The 16,997-nt window shown below is 67.7% G+C and carries 13 protein-coding genes, 2 tRNA genes and 1 rRNA gene; 8 read left to right on the top strand and 8 right to left on the bottom strand.

Features of this window, described 5'->3' with window-relative positions; all coding sequences use genetic code 11:
* Window positions 1-128: 128 nt before the first annotated feature.
* The 3 genes from ACS5RC_RS21535 to ACS5RC_RS21525 form a co-directional block, all read right to left on the bottom strand.
* Window positions 129-2,102, bottom strand: coding sequence for an aconitate hydratase (locus tag ACS5RC_RS21535; protein WP_478345965.1), 1,974 nt, complete (start codon window positions 2,100-2,102; stop codon window positions 129-131).
* Between the two features lie 355 nt (window positions 2,103-2,457).
* Entirely contained in the window at window positions 2,458-2,700 is a 243-nt protein-coding gene (locus tag ACS5RC_RS21530) for a DUF2171 domain-containing protein (protein ID WP_478345964.1), read from the bottom strand.
* Window positions 2,701-2,894: 194 nt separating this feature from the next.
* Complete coding sequence (locus ACS5RC_RS21525; protein WP_478345963.1) at window positions 2,895-4,259, bottom strand: FG-GAP-like repeat-containing protein; 1,365 nt, start codon at window positions 4,257-4,259, stop codon at window positions 2,895-2,897.
* A gap of 204 nt (window positions 4,260-4,463) precedes the next feature.
* Between ACS5RC_RS21525 and ACS5RC_RS21520 the strand changes: the two genes are divergently transcribed.
* Both ACS5RC_RS21520 and ACS5RC_RS21515 read left to right on the top strand, forming a co-directional pair.
* Complete coding sequence (locus tag ACS5RC_RS21520; RefSeq protein WP_478345962.1) at window positions 4,464-4,787, top strand: hypothetical protein; 324 nt, start codon at window positions 4,464-4,466, stop codon at window positions 4,785-4,787.
* A gap of 11 nt (window positions 4,788-4,798) precedes the next feature.
* Window positions 4,799-6,595 carry a gp53-like domain-containing protein gene (locus ACS5RC_RS21515; RefSeq protein WP_478345961.1) on the top strand — a complete coding sequence of 599 codons (1,797 nt, stop codon included), beginning with the start codon at window positions 4,799-4,801 and terminating at the stop codon, window positions 6,593-6,595.
* Window positions 6,596-6,726: 131 nt separating this feature from the next.
* Here ACS5RC_RS21515 and ACS5RC_RS21510 read toward each other — a convergent pair.
* Window positions 6,727-6,801: transfer RNA gene (locus ACS5RC_RS21510), tRNA-Gln, on the bottom strand.
* A gap of 82 nt (window positions 6,802-6,883) precedes the next feature.
* Here ACS5RC_RS21510 and ACS5RC_RS21505 point away from each other — a divergent pair.
* Both ACS5RC_RS21505 and ACS5RC_RS21500 read left to right on the top strand, forming a co-directional pair.
* A complete protein-coding gene (locus tag ACS5RC_RS21505) occupies window positions 6,884-7,627 on the top strand; it encodes an SDR family oxidoreductase (protein WP_478345960.1) in 744 nt (247 codons plus the stop codon).
* Between the two features lie 154 nt (window positions 7,628-7,781).
* Complete coding sequence (locus ACS5RC_RS21500; protein ID WP_478346130.1) at window positions 7,782-9,401, top strand: peptide chain release factor 3; 1,620 nt, start codon at window positions 7,782-7,784, stop codon at window positions 9,399-9,401.
* Window positions 9,402-9,409: 8 nt separating this feature from the next.
* Here the strand turns inward: ACS5RC_RS21500 and ACS5RC_RS21495 are convergent, their stop codons facing one another.
* Window positions 9,410-9,862, bottom strand: coding sequence for a response regulator (locus ACS5RC_RS21495; RefSeq protein WP_478345959.1), 453 nt, complete (start codon window positions 9,860-9,862; stop codon window positions 9,410-9,412).
* A gap of 152 nt (window positions 9,863-10,014) precedes the next feature.
* Entirely contained in the window at window positions 10,015-10,482 is a 468-nt protein-coding gene (locus tag ACS5RC_RS21490; RefSeq protein WP_478345958.1) for a BLUF domain-containing protein, read from the bottom strand.
* Between the two features lie 288 nt (window positions 10,483-10,770).
* Between ACS5RC_RS21490 and ACS5RC_RS21485 the strand changes: the two genes are divergently transcribed.
* The 4 genes from ACS5RC_RS21485 to ACS5RC_RS21470 all read left to right on the top strand — a co-directional run bounded on the left by ACS5RC_RS21485 (window position 10,771) and on the right by ACS5RC_RS21470 (window position 16,485).
* The gene (locus tag ACS5RC_RS21485) at window positions 10,771-12,153 is read left to right on the top strand and encodes a flagellar hook protein FlgE (RefSeq protein ID WP_478345957.1); all 1,383 of its coding nucleotides are present in this window, start codon (window positions 10,771-10,773) and stop codon (window positions 12,151-12,153) included.
* A gap of 76 nt (window positions 12,154-12,229) precedes the next feature.
* A complete protein-coding gene (flgK, locus tag ACS5RC_RS21480) occupies window positions 12,230-14,116 on the top strand; it encodes a flagellar hook-associated protein FlgK (protein WP_478345956.1) in 1,887 nt (628 codons plus the stop codon).
* Between the two features lie 3 nt (window positions 14,117-14,119).
* Complete coding sequence (locus ACS5RC_RS21475) at window positions 14,120-15,961, top strand: hypothetical protein (protein ID WP_478345955.1); 1,842 nt, start codon at window positions 14,120-14,122, stop codon at window positions 15,959-15,961.
* Window positions 15,962-16,071: 110 nt separating this feature from the next.
* Window positions 16,072-16,485 carry a porin gene (locus tag ACS5RC_RS21470; protein ID WP_478345954.1) on the top strand — a complete coding sequence of 138 codons (414 nt, stop codon included), beginning with the start codon at window positions 16,072-16,074 and terminating at the stop codon, window positions 16,483-16,485.
* Window positions 16,486-16,745: 260 nt separating this feature from the next.
* Here the strand turns inward: ACS5RC_RS21470 and ACS5RC_RS21465 are convergent.
* Window positions 16,746-16,822 (bottom strand) — tRNA-Met (locus tag ACS5RC_RS21465).
* 68 nt (window positions 16,823-16,890) lie between these two features.
* Window positions 16,891-16,997 (bottom strand): 5S ribosomal RNA (gene rrf, locus ACS5RC_RS21460); the annotation flags it as partial.

Genomic DNA, 16,997 nt, shown 5'->3' with positions numbered 1-16,997 from the left:
CAGGCAGGGTCCGCCCCGAGGGATGCGGCGCGGTTCTCGAAAATCCCGTCAATCCAAGCATGACGGCCTGCTCCCGCGTGCGACCGCTCTCTCCTGCTGGCAGCCCTGAGATCCAGGTGACACCGCGCTCAGGCGACGGTGCGGGTGGGCTCGCTTGTGCTCCGCGCGCGCAGCCAATTGATGACTCCGCCCGCGAGCAGGATCTCGACCTGGCGCGGCGACAGGTCGTGCTGCAGCCGAATCGTCTCCTTCCCCCCGCGGATCGTTGCGAGGATCTCCCGGCCGGCCGCCAGCGCCTGGGCGACGCCCGTGATCGCGATGGAATCGCCGAGTTCCAGCCGGTCATAATCGGACGCGTCCCGGAAGGTCAGCGGCAGGACGCCGAAGTTCACGAGGTTCTGCCAGTGGATGCGGGCGAAGCTTTTGGCCAGCACCGTCTCCAGACCGAGGTAGCGCGGCGCTAGCGCTGCGTTCTCGCGGCTTGACCCCTGGCCGTAGTTCAGGCCTCCGACGATGGCGTGGCCGGCGCGCGCCGTGCCGCCCTGCCGCGCCCGCTGCGGGTAGGTGTCGTCGATCGGCTCGAAGGTGAACTCACTCGTTTTCGGGATGTTCGACCAGTACGGCATCACCCGCGCGCCGGCCGGCATGATGTCGTCGGTCGAGATGTCGTCGCCGGTCTTGAGCATGACCGGCACGCGGATGTCGGCCCCGAGTCGGCCGAGGTCGGGCAGCGTCGTGATGTTCTCCGATTTCTCGAGTCGGACGGCGCGCGCCTCCTGCTCCGGCAGGGGCGCCAGCAGCATCGTGGTGTTGCCCGGCACCATCGCGGGCGGCGCGATCCGGGGGTAGGGCATGTCCAGCGTCCGGGGGTCCGTGATCACGCCGGTGAGGGCCGAGGCTGCGGCCGTCTCGGGGCTGCACAGGAACACGCTGTCCTCCCGGGTTCCGGAGCGCCCGGGAAAGTTGCGCGGCACGGTGCGCAGGGAGTTCCGCCCCGAGGCCGGAGCTTGGCCCATGCCGATGCAGCCGTTGCACCCGGCCTGATGGACCCGCGCGCCGGCATGGATCAGGTCGGAGAGCTGGCCGTCCCGGATCAGGGTCTCCAGCACGACCCGGGTCGACGGATTGATATCGAAGGACACCCGGTCGTGGGCGGTGCGACCCTTCACGATGGCCGCGGCCACGGCGAAGTCGCGAAAACCCGGATTCGCGGACGAGCCGATATAGGCTTGGTAGATTTCGGTGCCGGCGACCTCGGAGACGGGCACGACGTTGCCGGGGCTTGAGGGCTTCGCGATCATCGGCACGAGGGACGACAGATCGATCTCCACGTGGTCGTCGTAGGTGCAGCCGTCGTCCGGCCCGAGCGGCGACCAGTCGCCGCCGCGCCCGACGCCGTCGAGGAAGGCCTTCGTCGCGGCATCCGAGGGGAACACGCTCGTCGTGGCCCCCATCTCGGCGCCCATATTGGCGATGACGTGCCGATCCATGGCAGTCAGGCATTCCAGGCCCGGCCCGTAATACTCGATGATCCGGCCGAACCCGCCTTCGACCCCGTAGCGGCCGAGCAGCGTCAGGATCACATCCTTGGCGCTCACCCAATCAGGCAGCGTCCCGGTCAGTCTCACCCCCCAGACCCGGGGCATGCGCAGCTGCAGCGGCTCGCCCGCCATGGCGAGCGCCACCTCGACGCCGCCCGCCCCGAACGCGAGCATGCCCAGTGATCCGGCCGCGGGCGTGTGGCTGTCGGAGCCCACCAGGGTCTGCCCCGGCTTGCCGAAGCTCTGCATGTGGACGGGATGACTGATGCCGTTGCCGGGCCGCGAGTACCAGACGCCGAACCGACGGCAGGCCGAGCGCAGGAACAGGTGCTCGTCGGCGTTGAGCTGGTCGTTCTGGACGAGGTTGTGGTCGATGTACTGCGCCGCGAGCCCGACCTTCACGCGCTCGACGCCCATCGCCTCCAGCTCCAGCATGACCAAGCCGCCGAGCACGTCCTGCAGAAGGGTCTGATCGATCCGGATCGCGATCTCGCCGCCGGGCGTAAGATCACCCTCCGCGAGGTGCGACTGGACGAGCTTCTGCGTCAGGTTCAACGCCACCGTGTCGCCTCCCTGTCGGCGTGCCACACCAGTCGCTGCCGGGGCGAACCGCGCTTCTCTCTCGTTGGGACCAGTGTTGGCCGGCAGCCGCAGGACGCAATCAGGCGCCCGGATGGATGATCGGTGGTCTGGCGCGCGGCGTTTCGCAATCTTAGAGGGACTGTCTTTTGCTCCCGCCGATCAACAGTTCCGCGACAGTGCTCCTCATCCTGCCGGACTGAGCCGTCCACACCGGACAATCGCCTCGCGCGCATCATCACGGGGTGACTGGCCGGCAGATCTTGATTGCGGAGCGTTCACACGCAGATGCTCGCCCCATCTGGAGAGCGGCGGGGCTTGCCGGGCGTAGACCGATCTAGGCCGCTCCCGAGGTGCTCCATTCCCGCTTCACTTCGTCGGCCGGCCGATCGAGTCGGACCTGATCACCCTCGACGGATTGCACGAAGTCGAGGGGAATATAGTGGTGCAGACCGCCGGCATCGGCATCTGTCTTCGTGAGCTTGATCTCGCCCTTGTCGACATGGTCGACGGTGCCGACATGGGCCCCATCGGAGCCGACGACGGTCGCGTGCTCTTGGATCTGACTGACGTCCACCATAGAGGGCCTCCCTGCGTGAACGGACTCAACCGCACGCAAGAGGCGATGTTCCTAGGTCCGGCCGGCTGACAGAACCGCCCGCCATCACGACTTCACCGGCTCCATCCGAGGCGGCTCATCCGCCCCGACCGCCTCAGCGGGGTCGCGCAGCCAGCCCCCGCCGATTGCATACGCCCGCCCCTCGGACGGATCGCTCAGGCGACGATTCTGTAGCTGCCGGCATCGCCGATGAAGGCACCGGCAGTGACGCGAGCGTTCTGGACCGTCCAGTCCACCAGCGTCGACCCGCTCTGCAGCGCCAGATCCGCCGTGCCGTCGCCGTTGTAGTCGCCCACCGCCGCCACCTTGTAGCCGCCCGCATCGCCCAGGATCGATCCGCTCGTCACCGCGCCCGAGCCCAGCACCCACGCCACCACGCTCGACCCGCTCTGCAGCACGAGGTCAGCCGTGCCGTCCCCGTTGAGGTCGCCCACCCCCGCCACGCCGTAGCCGCCGGCATCGCCCAGCAGCCGGCCCTGGGACAGGCCGCCCGCCTTCATCAGCCAGGCGACGACGCTCGAGCCGCTCTGCAGCAGGATGTCGGCGGTGCCGTCGCCATTGACGTCGCCGGTGCCCACCACCTTGTAGCTGCCGCTGTTGCCGATCAGCGCGCCGGCTGCGAGTTGGCCGTTCTGCATCGTCCAGTCGACGAGGTTGCCCGACGCGTCCTGCAGCAGGACGTCCGCGGTGCCGTCGCCGTTGAAGTCGCCCGCGCCGACGAGGCTGTAGCCGTTGGCCGCGCCGATGAGCGCGCCGGCCGCGACCTGTCCGTTCTGCATCCGCCAGCTGGCGACGTAGCCGTTGCTCGGGTCCTGGAACAGGATGTCGGCGGTGCCGTCGCCGTTCACGTCGCCGGTGGCTCGGGCGACGTAGCTGCCGCTGCCGCCGAGCAGTGCGCCGGCCGCCAGATGTCCGTTCTGCATCGTCCAGTCGACGACAGAGCCGCCGGACTGCAGCAGGATGTCGGAGGTGCCGTCGCCGTTGAGGTCGCGACTCCGGGATCCCGACAGCGCGATTTGAGTGGGCTTTCCGTAGAGCGCTTGCGCGCCATCGATGTCCGAAGTCGTCAGATCCGTGAGGGTGCGATTGGCGTTCGCGTTCATGATGGCCAGCGTGGCCTCATAATGCCCCAGGCCGATCGCATGACCGATTTCGTGTAGCACGACATTGAACAAGGCAATGCCGTCGTTGCTGACCATGCGCCCGTTGACAGAATGCCACCCTTCGTCGGTGTCGAATACGATAGCCGCAGAGATGAAACTTTGACCCGAATACGAATAATTTGTCCTTCCTAAAACGTTGTTCAGGCCGTCGATCGGGGCGGTGTTGAAAGTGATCTTGGCCGATGCGGCCGATGAGGTTTGTGCAAAGGCAATATTGGCGTGCGCGCTCCAATCCGAAAAGGCCGACGTCAGTACTGAGAGGAAACTCGTTGGGACGGTGCTGTCCGCGAACCACGAGACTGTGACGCTCGTGGAGCCTGCGCCCCAACGTGGGCCCTCGAGGACATAGTCAACCATGGGTGTGCCCTTTGCTTTGTTGCGTCAGCATATCTGCACGAAGTGAATACGGCGTTGCGGCGACAGCCTCTGGATGCGCCAAGCGGTGCTCGAGACGGCGGCTGCATGGCGTGCCCCCATCCGGTGGCCGAAGTACGACGGTAATGCACCGTCGGTCGCATGACGATGGCCTGGGCCGCACGGACGGACAGGGACACGGCACCCTTGACATCGACGCCCGGGGTCAATGTGCCCGGGTCCCGGCGCCTTTCATCTGAAGAGCCCCGTGCCGGCCGGCACTCCGAATCCGTCACATCCGCAGAGGCCGTATCGATCCATCCGAGCGGGTTGGGGCCGAACACGCCGTGGCACGACGACTTGATCCGCTGGACCGACGCCTCCCATCCGTCCTTCGCGATCGACGGCCCGGAGGGTCGGCGCACGATGCTTCGGCTCATCAAGGGCGAGCCGTCAGCCTTGCCGGAGGGCCTCGACTCGGGCACCCCCCGGCTCAAAGGCGGCATGATCGCCTTCGTCCCGCAATGCTGAGGACATCCGCGATGCTGTCTCGCCTTCGCTCCCTTGCCGCTCTCTATCTCGTGCTGCTTCCGGCCTCCGCATTCGCGCTCAACAGCAGCGAGCAGCCCTCGACTGTCGAGGATCCGAGCGCGGGTCGGAACAACGGCAGCTCGCGCCGCCTCGCCCTGCAGGACAACGATCAGGGGTCGAGCGGCGATCTTTCGCAATTCACGGGTAAGATCTCCGGAGTCCTGCGTGGCGGCCCCCGCACATTGTCCGATCTGCTCGGTCGGCAGCTACACGCACTGGATTATTGCACCGCTGCCGAGCGCATGGACATCACCTCCTATACGGGCGCGCTCGACGCCCACGACTGCCTTCAGACGGCTGCCGACGATGCCTTCGCCAAGCAGAAGAAGCTCGTGGTCGACGGCGGTCTCTGGAATGTGAAAAGCGGCCGGATCAACCTCCATCAGAATTCATGGCTCGCGGGCGAAGGTTGGTCGGAATTGCCCTTCCTCGACACGCCGACCGCCAAGAACCACGGCACGGTGGTCCAGTTCAGCTACACCCAGAGCGTCGATATCGCCGGGTTCAAGCTGAACGGGTCGGCGCCGCGGATCACCGGCATCGAGTTCCGCAATCCGCAGATGGATCCGCGCACCACGCCCACATCGCGATTCGTGCCCTTCGATGGGCCATGGACAATCTATGCCAACGGCCAGCCCTATCAGGCGGGGGCTGGCACGCGCCCTTACGTGGCCGACGTCATGCTGCGCAACGTGACGCGCGGGATCTACCAAGGCGTGGAGCAGTCCGGGGGCACCTTCATCAACATCCTCGGCCAACCGCTGCTGGTCGGCTTCCATGTCGAGCAGAACGGCGACGAGCCGCACTTCGATCACGTCCGCATCGGCTGGACGTATTGGGGCGGCGACTACAGCGCGTCGGGTGGGACCGATCTTCTTGGATGGGCGCGGGCGCATTTGACCGCGTTCGAGTTCAAGCGCGTCGACAATCCGATGCTATCCAACATCTTTGTCTACAATGCTTGGCGCGCGCTGAGCTGCACCCAGCGGACCGACAGCTACAACCCGGGCCAGTGCAACAAGGTCGAGATCACCAATCTCGGCTGTGACAACGTGCAGACCTGTCTCCACCTGCGGGACGGCGTGTCGGTCGATCTGTCGAACGGCTACTGCTTCGCCACGACCGGTGATCGGAAGAGCATCTGCGTGGACCTCGACCGCGAGGTTTCGACCGAGGGCTTCGAGGCGCCCCGCGTCCAGATCAGCAACTTCTCTGTCGAGGGCTCAGGACAGGAGACCATGCGGCTCAAGGCCGGGTCCGTGACCAAGCCGGCCTCGGTCAACCTGAGCAACGTCAAGGTCCACACCTTCAACACCAACCTCGGCCCGCGGCCGGCCTTCGTGATCGGGCCGTACACCACCGTCTACCGCTCGAACGTGACCTTCGACCAAGCCGTTTCGCCCAGCCAGGCATTCGGCAATCCCGATGGGCCGGTCGGCAAGGTCGTGCTCCACGGCTTCGGCGTACCGCTCGATGCCGGCTGGACCGAGTTGACCAACGGCATCTTCATCCAATGGGGCACCAATTCCGCCAATGCGACGGTGGCATTGCCCTTCGCATGCCCGAACGCGCTCGTCTCGGTCACGGCGACGCCGATCAGCGCGTCGCCTCCCGGCGGTGGCAACACCGAGACCGTGACGATCGGCGCAGCCAGCAAGCGGGGCTTTTCCGCCTACTCGCGCTCAATCGCCACCAGCGGCGTGTCGCCCTCGACCGCCAATTTCTACTGGCAGGCTCTCTGCCGCTGACGCCCTTTCCTGCACTGCGCCTTTCGGCCATGCGGGTGAGCGTGCCGAACCTTGGACGGCCCGGCCACACCGTCCGGTCCGTTCTGTCCGAGTCGGTCTGCCGGTCAAGACCTTGATTGTCTTGAACAACTTGGCTGGGGCGCCAGGATTCGAACCTGGGAATGGCGGTACCAAAAACCGCTGCCTTACCACTTGGCGACGCCCCAACGAAGGCGAGGGGTGTCTAGCTCTGGATCCGCCGGCTGGCAACAGCTATGCGGCCTCTGATAGCGGAGGCGGGGTGCGGTCATGGCCGAGCGAGTGGCGCTGGTGACTGGGGCGGGGTCCGGGATCGGACGGGTGGTGGCGCAGGGGTTGGCGAGCGCCGGCTACCGGGTGGTCCTGTCCGGTCGGCGCCGCGAGCCGCTCGACGCGGTCGCGGCGGAGATCGGCGGCGGGGCGCTCGCGGTCGCGGCGGATGTGACCGTACCGGCCGACGTCGAGGCCCTGTTCGCCCGCATTGCCGCGGCCTTCGGCCGGCTCGACGTGCTGTTCAACAACGCCGGCATCTTCCCGCGGGCCGCACCAATCGACGAGATCGCCATCGCGGACTGGAACGCCAGCGTGGCCACCAACCTGACGGGGGCCTTCCTCTGCACCCAAGCCGCGTTTCGCCAGATGAAGACGCAGGATCCGCGCGGCGGGCGCATCATCAACAATGGGTCGGTGTCGGCCCAGGTGCCCCGCCCGCATTCGGCGCCCTACGCCGCCACCAAGCACGCCATCACGGGCCTCACCAAGGCGACCGCCCTGGACGGGCGCGATCACGACATCGCCTGCGGGCAGATCGACATCGGCAACGCCGAGACCGAGATGACCCGCGGCTTCGCGCAGGCTGTCCGGCAGGCGGACGGCTCGCTTCGGGCGGAGCCCGTGATGGAGGCGCGCCACGTCGCCGACGCGGTCGTCTACATGGCCAACCTCCCCCTGTCGGCCAATGTCCAGTTCATGACGCTGGCGGCGACACGGATGCCCTATATCGGGCGCGGCTGAGCGGGAGCCGGACGGACCCGCCTTTTGCCAAGAGGCGGTGAACCGCCTACATGCTCGAGCGTGCCCCCGGGGCCCGTGCCCGGGCCCCGCGCAGATCCGCCAAGCCCTGTCCTCGCCCGGTTCCCGGGTGCTGCGCGTGCCCCGTGAACCCGCCATGCTGATGCAGACCGAGACGAAGACCGAGGCTCCTGGCGCCGATCCGGTGGCGCGGCGGCGCACCTTCGCGATCATCTCCCACCCCGACGCCGGCAAGACGACGCTCACCGAGAAGCTGCTGCTGTTCGGCGGCGCGATCCAGCTCGCCGGCGAGGTCAAGGCCAAGCGCAACCGCGTCTCCACGCGTTCGGACTGGATGGGCATCGAGAAGGAGCGCGGGATCTCGGTCGTCACCTCGGTGATGACCTTCGAATACGGCGACTGCGTCTTCAACCTGCTCGATACGCCGGGCCACGAGGACTTCTCGGAGGACACCTACCGGACGCTGACGGCGGTGGATTCGGCCGTGATGGTGATCGATGCCGCCAAGGGCATCGAGGCGCGCACGCGCAAGCTCTTCGAGGTCTGCCGACTGCGCGACATCCCGATCGTCACCTTCGTGAACAAGCTCGACCGTGAGGCGCGCGACCCGTTCGACCTTCTCGACGAGATCGAGAAGACGCTGGCCCTCGACGTCGCCCCCGTCACCTGGCCGATCGGGCTCGGGCGCAACTTCGCGGGCACCTACGAGCTCGGCGGGAACCGCGTCCGCCGTCTCGACGCGGCGGACGATGCCGGGACCATCGCGGTCTCCGGCCCGGACGATCCGCTGTTCGACAGCCTGCTCACCGAGAACGGCGCCGCGCAGGCCTGGCGCGACGAGGTGGAACTCGCCGAGGGCGGCCTCAAGACCTTCGATCTCGCAGCCTTCCGCGAGGGCCATCTGACGCCGGTTTTCTTCGGCTCGGCGCTGCGCAATTTCGGCGTGCGCGACCTGATCGACGGGCTCAGCCGATTCGCGCCGCCGCCGCGCGGTCAGGATGCGGACAAGCGCACGGTCGAGCCGACCGAGCCGCGCATGACGGGCTTCGTCTTCAAGATCCAGGCGAACATGGATCCGAACCACCGGGACCGCATCGCCTTCATGCGGGTCTGCTCGGGACGGCTGAACCGCGGGATGAAGGCGCGTCTGGTGCGCACCGGCAAGCCGATCTCGCTCTCGGCGCCGCAATTCTTCTTCGCGCAGGATCGGGCGATCGCCGACGAAGCCTTCGCGGGAGACGTGGTCGGCATTCCGAACCACGGCACGCTTCGGATCGGCGACACGCTCACCGAGGGCGAAGACCTGCTCTTCCGCGGCGTTCCGAGCTTCGCGCCCGAGATCCTGCGTCGGATCAAGCTGACGGACGCGATGAAGGCCAAGAAACTGCGCGAGGCGCTTCAGCAGATGGGCGAGGAGGGCGTGGTTCAGGTCTTCGTCCCGCAGGACGGGTCCCAAGCGATCGTCGGCGTGGTGGGGGCGCTTCAGCTCGACGTTCTGAAGGAACGCCTCTCCGCCGAGTACGGGCTGCCGATCGACTATGACGCCACCCGCTTCACCGTCTGCCGCTGGGTCTCGTCCGATTCGGAAGCCGAGCTCGACAAGTTCGTCGACAGCCACGGCTCGAGCATGGCCCGCGATCTCGACGGGGCGCCGGTCTTCATGGCGACCACCGCGTTCTCCCTCCGCTACGAGGAGGAGCGCTATCCGGCGATCCGCTTCACCGACATCAAGGATTACCAGAAGCGGGCGGCCTGAGCGGGGGCTCAGAACTTGCCGAGCATCGGGAATTCGGTGCTCAGCGTGGATTCGAGCGCGACCGGCGCCTCGCGCTTGCGCGGCTTGCCGTTGAGAACCTGCTTCAGCTTCGACTTGAGCACGGCCATGTCGAACGGTTTCAGGATGAAGGCGTCCGCACCCGCTTGGTGCGCCACGTTGATGTCCTCGAAGTCGAAGGAGGATTCCGTCAGGATGAAGGGCGTGTTCATCAACGCATCGTCCGCCCGGATCTCGCGCAGCAGCGCGATCCCGTCCATCGGCTCCATGTCGAGATCGGAGATCACCAAGGCGTATCGGCGCTCCCGCATGCGCTCCAGCGCCTCGGCCCCATTGGTGACACCCTCCACGTCGGGGAAGCCGATGCGGTTCATCAGCATGACGACGAGACGCAGGAGCTTTTCCTGGTCGTCGACCACGAGGATCGGGGGCGTATCGGTCATCGGGGCGTCACCGCGGGGATGAAAGGCCGGACCTTCGGAACGTCCGGGGTCTGCCGGGATAGTCAGGGATCAAGTGGTCACCGCTCGGCGTAAATATTTCACCAATCCGGCGCCGAACGGGCGATACCCACCGGACACACAGAGGTCGGGTGTCAGATGAACAGGTGATCGATTCCCTGCTTCGTCATCGCTTCTGCCTGGAGTGCTGTGGCGAGAGCATGGATCGACGTCGCCTTGGGTGTGCCGCGTTGCAGCATCGGCAGGAGGTTTGCCTTCGCGAACAGGGATTCCGTCGCATTTGTCCGGACACTGACCTTGAACGAATTCACGAATTCGCGTTTTGGGATCTCGCGCCATTCGCAGATCTGGACGTCGCGGTGGCGCTGGTCCTCCGCGATCCGGTTGAAGGTCTCGTGCACCGAGGTCCGCTCGCCCTCGACGATCTGCATCGCGAAGTTCTGCTCGATGATCAGATAGCTCGTGATCACCGAAAATTCGTTCTTCTTCTGGGCCTGGCGCGTGATGTCGCCGATCTGCCCGGCGCGCAACTGGGGATCGGACGAGAGATTCAACCGCGAGAAGTAGATCAGGTGGACGAGGCTCGTCCGCTTGGCCCGCATGCCCGCCTCCTCGGCCCCGGCCCGGGGCCCACTCTCGCGTTCCGCCCGTTGCGGCGCGCGCGGCCTGGGCGACGACCCTAGACGCGCGCGGATAACGGCCCGTAAACGCCGCCGCGTCGGGACAGCCAGCCGGCAGGATTTGCCGGGCCTGTGTGGCGAGCCGGGCCGTTTCTGCCCGGTCATGTCCGATTTATGCGAACCGGATCAAGGGCTTGTCCGTGGCACGCGGGTTGCGGGATGAGAGCGTGTCGGCCCTGTGGTCCGGCGCCCTACTGGGAACGCGCTGCCATGGATATCTTCTCCGCGCTTCAGACCTCCGTCTCGGGCCTGAAGGCGCAATCCTACGCGATCGGCAACATCTCCGGGAACATCGCCAACTCACAGACGGTGGGTTACCGGCGGATCGACACCAGCTTCACCGATCTCATCGCCGAGCAGACGCCGAACCGCGAGGTCGCCGGCACCGTCGCGGCGACGGCGCAGCTCACCAACACGCTCCAGGGAAACATCACCGCCACGAACGTGCCGACCAACATGGCGGTCCGCGGCGACGGCTTCTTCGTCGTGCAGCAGCGCACCGGAGACGCGAACGGGCAGACCGCCTTCACCGGGACGAACCTGTATACCCGCCGCGGCGACTTCGCGATGAACAAGGACGGTTACCTCGTCAACGGCGCCAACAGCTACCTGCAGGGCCAGAACGTCGACCCGACCACCGGTCAGTCGACGGGCACGGGGCCGATCCGCATCACCGATACGGCTCTGCCGGCTCGGAAGACCACGACGATCAGCTACAGCGCCAACCTGCCGGTCAGCCCGAAGACGACCGCCTCGACCACCTCGAAATCCTCGCTCTACACGCCGACCGACCCGTCGGCGCTGGTGACGGCGACGGACGGCTCGTCGGTGAGCGGAAAGGCGGTCAGCGCGGCGGACGCCGCGACCTTCGTCGACAACAGCATCGCGGGTCCGCAGATGACCCTGTACTCGGACAGCGGCGCGCCTGTGAACCTGAACACACGCTGGGCCAAGATCCAGGACGCGAGCGGAACCACGCCCGCGGTCTGGAACCTGTTCTACGCCTCGGACAGCACGGTCTCCAACACCCAGACCGCCTGGACGAACGCCGGCACCGCGGTGACCTTCGATGCCACCGGCCAGTTGCAGCAGCCCGCCACCGGCAAGCTGTCGGTCGGCGACCTCACCGTCAACGGCACCGACCTCGGCACGATCGGGATCGCCTTCGACAAGACGACGCTGACCCAGTACGCCACCTCGTCCGGCGCCGCGACGACGAACGCGCTGAGCCAGGACGGTTACGCCGCGGGATCGCTGAACGACCTCTCGGTCTCCGATACCGGACAGGTCCAGGGAACCTACTCGAACGGATCCGTGGTGACCCTCGCGACCGTCGGGATCGCGCGCTTCGCCAACCCCGACGGGCTCAAGCCCGATTCCGGCGCCAACTACCTGCAGACCGCGGATTCCGGGTCGCCGCTCGCCGGGCTCGGCGGCGGGACGATCGTCGGCGGCAACGTCGAGCAATCGAACACCGACATCGCCGACGAGTTCTCGAAGATGATCGTCACGCAGCAGGCCTACTCGGCCAACACCCGCGTGATGTCGACGGCCCAGCAGATGATGTCCGACCTGATGAACGTGATCCGCTGAGGTTCGGCGGATCGGAGAGGAGTCGCGCCGAACCCGACCGTGAACGGGTTCGGCGTGCGGCGCCGGAGAGAACGGGATGTCCCTCAACGCATTGTCGACGGCGACAGCCGGCCTGAAGGCGACCCAGGCGGCGATCGCGCTGGTCTCGCAGAACGTCGCCAACGCGGGCACCGCGGGCTATGTCAGGCGCACGCTCAACAACGTCACGAGCGGTCCCGGCAACAGCGGCGTCGCGGTCGGAACGATCACCCGCAGCTTCGACGACGCGGCGCTGAGGCAGTTGCGCCTCGAGACCTCGGGCTCGGCCTATACCGCCACCCGCGCCGACATCGCCAGTCAGATCGACAAGCTGTTCGGCACGCCCGGAAGTGCCACGGCCCTGGACGGCCTGGTCAACGGCTTCACCCAGTCGCTCCAGACCCTTGCGGCCAACCCAGCTTCCGCCGCGGCACGAACAGGGGTCGTCGATCAGGCGAGCACGCTGGCCAGCGGCATCGGCAGCATTGCGGAGGGCGTGCAGAACCTGCGCAGTGGGATCGAGACGCAGCTCGGGACGGAGACCGGCAACGCGAACGCCCTGCTCTCGGGGATCGCCGGCCTCAACCTCAAGATCCAGAATACCGCCGATGATTCGGTCCGGGCGGATCTCGAGGATCAGCGCGATCAGCAGATCACACAGCTGTCCGGGTATTTCGACATCCAGACGGTGGCCCAGCGCGACGGCAGCACCTCGATCCTGACGGGCTCGGGCGTCACGCTCGTCGAGCGCGGCACGGCGGCAACGCTCAGCTTCGACGGCCGCGCGCCGCTCGGTCCCAGTTCCGCCTACGCGACCGATCCGGCCAAGCGCAACGTCGGGACCATCACGGCAACGCTGGCCGGAGGCGGCACGATCGATCTCGGCGCTCCGGGAACGCTGCGCTCGGGCAGCATCGCCGCCGAGCTGGAACTGCGGGACACGGTCCTGCCGCAGGCCCAGCGCCAGCTCGACGACCTCGCCTCGGGTCTGTCGGCTGCGCTGACGGACACGACCATCACCGGCAGCGTCAGCGGCACCTCCGCGACCATCGATCTCACGGGCATCCAGGCCGGCAACGCGCTGACGGTACCGGTTAGCGCGCCGGACGGCTCGGTCCGCAACGTCATCCTCGTCGCCTCGAAGGCCGCGACGAAGTCGGTCGACCCCGCCCAGACGAACGACGGGACCGCCTTCGCGCAGACCTTCGACATCTCCGGCGGTCCGGCGACCTACGCGGCGAAGATCCAGGAAGCGGTGGCGGCGGCATCGGCCCGCGCGACGGCGTCCGGGTATCCCGCCGGCAGCATCCCGATCCTGACCGCGTCGGGCAGCAGCGCCGCCGTCACCGTGACGGGGCTCGCGGGCACCAAGGTGACGGGGGCGAGCGCTGCGATCACCGTGCCGACCTCGGCGACCGACCTCTCGACCGCCTATCCGCAGATCGCCCTCTTCGTCGATGGGGGCACCGGCGGCCTCATCACCGGCTCCCTCGATTCCGGCTCGCAACAGACCGGACTCGCCCAGCGTCTGACGATCAACCCGGTCGTCGCCGCCAAGACCGCTGTCCTGACCGCACCGAGCGCCACGGCGAGCGGTGCCGACGCCACGCGGGCGAACTTTATCTACGATGCGTTGACGAGCGCGCAGCGGACCTTCTCGTCGTCGAGCGGCATCGGCGGTATCGCAGCGCCCTACACACAGAGCGTCACCGGCTTCGCGCAGGACCTGATCGCCGCCCAGGGGGCGGCCGCGGCCCAGGCCAAGAGCATCGATGACGGCCAGAGCGTCGCCCTGTCGACCGCGCAGAGCCGGTTCGCCACCAGCGCCGGCGTCAGCGTCGACGAGGAGATGTCGAACCTGATCGCTTTGCAATCGGCCTATGGCGCCAACGCGCGGGTGCTGACGGCGGCTCGCGACATGCTCGACACCCTGCTGCGGATCTAAGCCATGAGCGTGATCAGCCCCTTCGCCGCCGGCAGCTACGCCACCACGCGCAGCACCCGGCAGATCCTCGACCTGAAATCCCAGCTCGACACGCTCGGCACGCAGCTCGCGAGCGGGCGGACTGCCGAAACCTATGCGGGGCTCGGCGTCGGGCGGACCTCGAGCCTCTCGGCCCATGCCGCTCTCAGCGCGCTGGACGGGTATGACGGCGCGATCACCGGCGCGCAGACGCGCGTGAACCTCGCTTCGGCAAGCCTCAGCCAAGTCATCAGCCTCGCGGGCAGCGTCAGCAAGGACCTGCGGAGCGGACTCGTGGGCAGTCCCACCGGGATCGTCAGCAGCGGCACCCTTGCGCAGACCAGCCTCGCCTCCGCGATCGACGCGCTCAACCAGTCGACCGGCGAGACCTATGTGTTCGGCGGCCGCGACGGATCGCAGGCGCCGGTGGCGACCTACGACACGATCATGACCGGGGATCCGGTCCGCGGCCAGGACGGGCTCAAGACCCTCGTGGCCGAGCAGACCAAAGCGGACCTGGGCAGCGACGGGCAGGGCCGGTTGTTGGCAAGCCTGCCGAGCACGACGTCGGTCGGCCTGAGTGAGGACGCGAACGCCGAGGTGCGGGCGAATTTCGGCTTCACCCTGCCGAAGGCGCCGACCGCGACGGGCTCGGCGCTCACCGTCGCCTACACCGCGGCGAGCCCGGCAAGCGCCGTGGCAAGCTTCCAGGCGGCGCCGACGGAGGGCCAGCGCTTCCGCGTCGTCGTGAACCAGCCGGACGGAAGCCAGACCGCCATCGCCTTCACGGCGCGGGCGAACCCCTCCGCCTCCGACACGAACACGTTCCCGATCGTGGCCGACCCGGCAGCGGCAGCGGCGGCGCTCGGCACCCTGATCGCGCCCGGAACACTCGCGAGCGTACAGAGCGCATCGCCCGGCGACACGCCGCCGGGACCCGGGCTCGGCCTCGCCTTCTCGGGCGGTGCACCGGCCTCGCTCGCGATCGGCCTCGGCAGCCCCGCGAAGCAGCCAGCGATCGGCGACAGCGTCACGCTCGTGCTCGGCCTGCACGACGGCACGACCACGACGATCACCCTGACGGCGCAGGCCCAGGCCGCGTCGGGCTCGGCCACCGCCTTCGCCATCGACCCGACCGACCCGGCCAAGACGGCCGCCAACCTGTCGGCGGCGCTCGGCAACGCCATCGGCGCTGCGGCCTCGACAACGCTCGCGGCGAGTTCCACCATCCGCGCGGCCTCCGATCTCTTCGCCGGCTCACCGGCCCCCGGCCTCGCGCCGCGCCGCATCGCGTTCGACGCCACGGGCAACGCCACAGGCTATTCCGAGAGTCCGCAGACCAACACGGTGATCTGGTACCAAGGAGACGATTCGGGTCGCGACCCGCGCGGCACCTTCACCGCCCGTGTCGGATCCTCGAACACGGTGCAACTCGGCACACAGGCCAACGAGGAACCGCTGCAATCCGTGCTCGCGGGCATGGCCGCGGTCGCGATCGGCTCGCCCACCGGCACCGATTCGACCGCGCAGGCCAAGCGCCAGGCTCTGGCCGATCGCTCCGGCACGTTGCTTCAGGCGGCCGGCAACACCAGTCCGAGCGTGCAGGAGATCGTCAGCGATCTCAGCCTCGCATCCAACGCGCTGAGCAACGCCAAGGCGTCGAACACGACGACTCGCGGTGCTCTCCAGGACACCGTGGACGGCGTCGAGACTGTCTCGACCGAGGAGGTCGCGACCAAGCTCCTCGCGGTCCAGAACCGGCTGCAAGCGAGCTACCAGATTACGGCGTCGCTCTCGAAGCTATCCCTAGTCAACTACATGAGCTGACGTTTCGCTCTGGACTGATCGGCTCCGGAATGCGACTCGTGACCCTCGCCGTCTCCGGCGGTCCTGACTTTCAGGCCCGCCGGGCAATCCTGCGATGGTCGAGCCCCTTGATGCGCGCAACCAGCTCGAACCGCCTCGCGATCGCTCTGATCAGCGCCTTCTGCATCGGCCCTGCCCTCGCGCTGGACGGGCTCGACCTGCCGCGTCTTGATCCGGCAGCGCAGAGCCTCGCCACTGTTTCCCCCGAGGGCAGCACGCTCTCGCCCGCGGCTGCGAGGCGCACGGCCGTCAACCGGCGCACCGAGCCCTGCCCGAGCCATGGACCGGGCTTCGTGCGCCTGCCGGGCGCGTCGACCTGCGTGCGGCTGTCTGGACGCGCCGCGGCGGGTATAGCCGCGAGCGCCGGACGGGACGGGACCGCAACGAGGCCCGAAGCCGCCGGACGCTTCGCGATCGACGCGCGCACCGACACGGACCTCGGACCGGTCCGTACGTTCGTTCGGGTCGGTGCAGGCCGTCGCTGACGCAGCCGGGCAAGCCGAAGATGCGGCGTGACGGGACGAGAGAGACCGTTCGGGCCTTGTGATCTATGGGACCGCGCCGCGTGCGATCGCGACACGGGATATCGGCAACGCGACGTGCAAACCGAGCCCCCTCCCCTCTCGGATCGCGCCCGACGCGGGCAGAGCCATCAGACGAGCCTGCCGGTCGATCTATCCCGGCAGGGCGTAGTGTGGACAGCCAAAAGCCCGCCCCGGTGTGATCCGGGGCGGGCTTGTAAGGTTGGTTGCGGGGACAGGATTTGAACCTGTGACCTTCAGGTTATGAGCCTGACGAGCTACCGGGCTGCTCCACCCCGCGCCAGGGTTGTGAGCATCGTGTCGAGGGAATGGATTGGCATCCTGGGGATGCATGCCTGCGCTGTGCGGGTCTGGCGGCGACCGACTCTCCCGTGTCTTGAGACACAGTACCATGGGCGCTGGTGCGTTTAACGGCCGAGTTCGAGATGGGATCGGGTTCTGGGCACACCGCTCAG

The sequence above is a fragment of the Methylobacterium sp. HJ2 genome, from assembly GCF_056431005.1.
Note: the sequence above shows the minus strand (reverse complement) of the source record. Positions and strands in the feature narration are given on the sequence as shown.

Bases quoted from the DNA above. Each gene is read 5' to 3' on its own strand.
- ACS5RC_RS21475 (WP_478345955.1), top strand. From the start codon at position 14,120: ATGAGCGTGATCAGCCCCTTCGCCGCCGGCAGCTACGCCACCACGCGC.
- ACS5RC_RS21500 (WP_478346130.1), top strand. From the start codon at position 7,782: ATGCTGATGCAGACCGAGACGAAGACCGAGGCTCCTGGCGCCGATCCG.
- ACS5RC_RS21530 (WP_478345964.1), bottom strand. From the start codon at position 2,700: ATGGTGGACGTCAGTCAGATCCAAGAGCACGCGACCGTCGTCGGCTCC.
- ACS5RC_RS21495 (WP_478345959.1), bottom strand. From the start codon at position 9,862: ATGACCGATACGCCCCCGATCCTCGTGGTCGACGACCAGGAAAAGCTC.
- ACS5RC_RS21470 (WP_478345954.1), top strand. From the start codon at position 16,072: ATGCGCGCAACCAGCTCGAACCGCCTCGCGATCGCTCTGATCAGCGCC.
- ACS5RC_RS21525 (WP_478345963.1), bottom strand. From the start codon at position 4,259: ATGGTTGACTATGTCCTCGAGGGCCCACGTTGGGGCGCAGGCTCCACG.
- ACS5RC_RS21490 (WP_478345958.1), bottom strand. From the start codon at position 10,482: ATGCGGGCCAAGCGGACGAGCCTCGTCCACCTGATCTACTTCTCGCGG.
- flgK (WP_478345956.1), top strand. From the start codon at position 12,230: ATGTCCCTCAACGCATTGTCGACGGCGACAGCCGGCCTGAAGGCGACC.
- ACS5RC_RS21505 (WP_478345960.1), top strand. From the start codon at position 6,884: ATGGCCGAGCGAGTGGCGCTGGTGACTGGGGCGGGGTCCGGGATCGGA.
- ACS5RC_RS21515 (WP_478345961.1), top strand. From the start codon at position 4,799: ATGCTGTCTCGCCTTCGCTCCCTTGCCGCTCTCTATCTCGTGCTGCTT.
- ACS5RC_RS21485 (WP_478345957.1), top strand. From the start codon at position 10,771: ATGGATATCTTCTCCGCGCTTCAGACCTCCGTCTCGGGCCTGAAGGCG.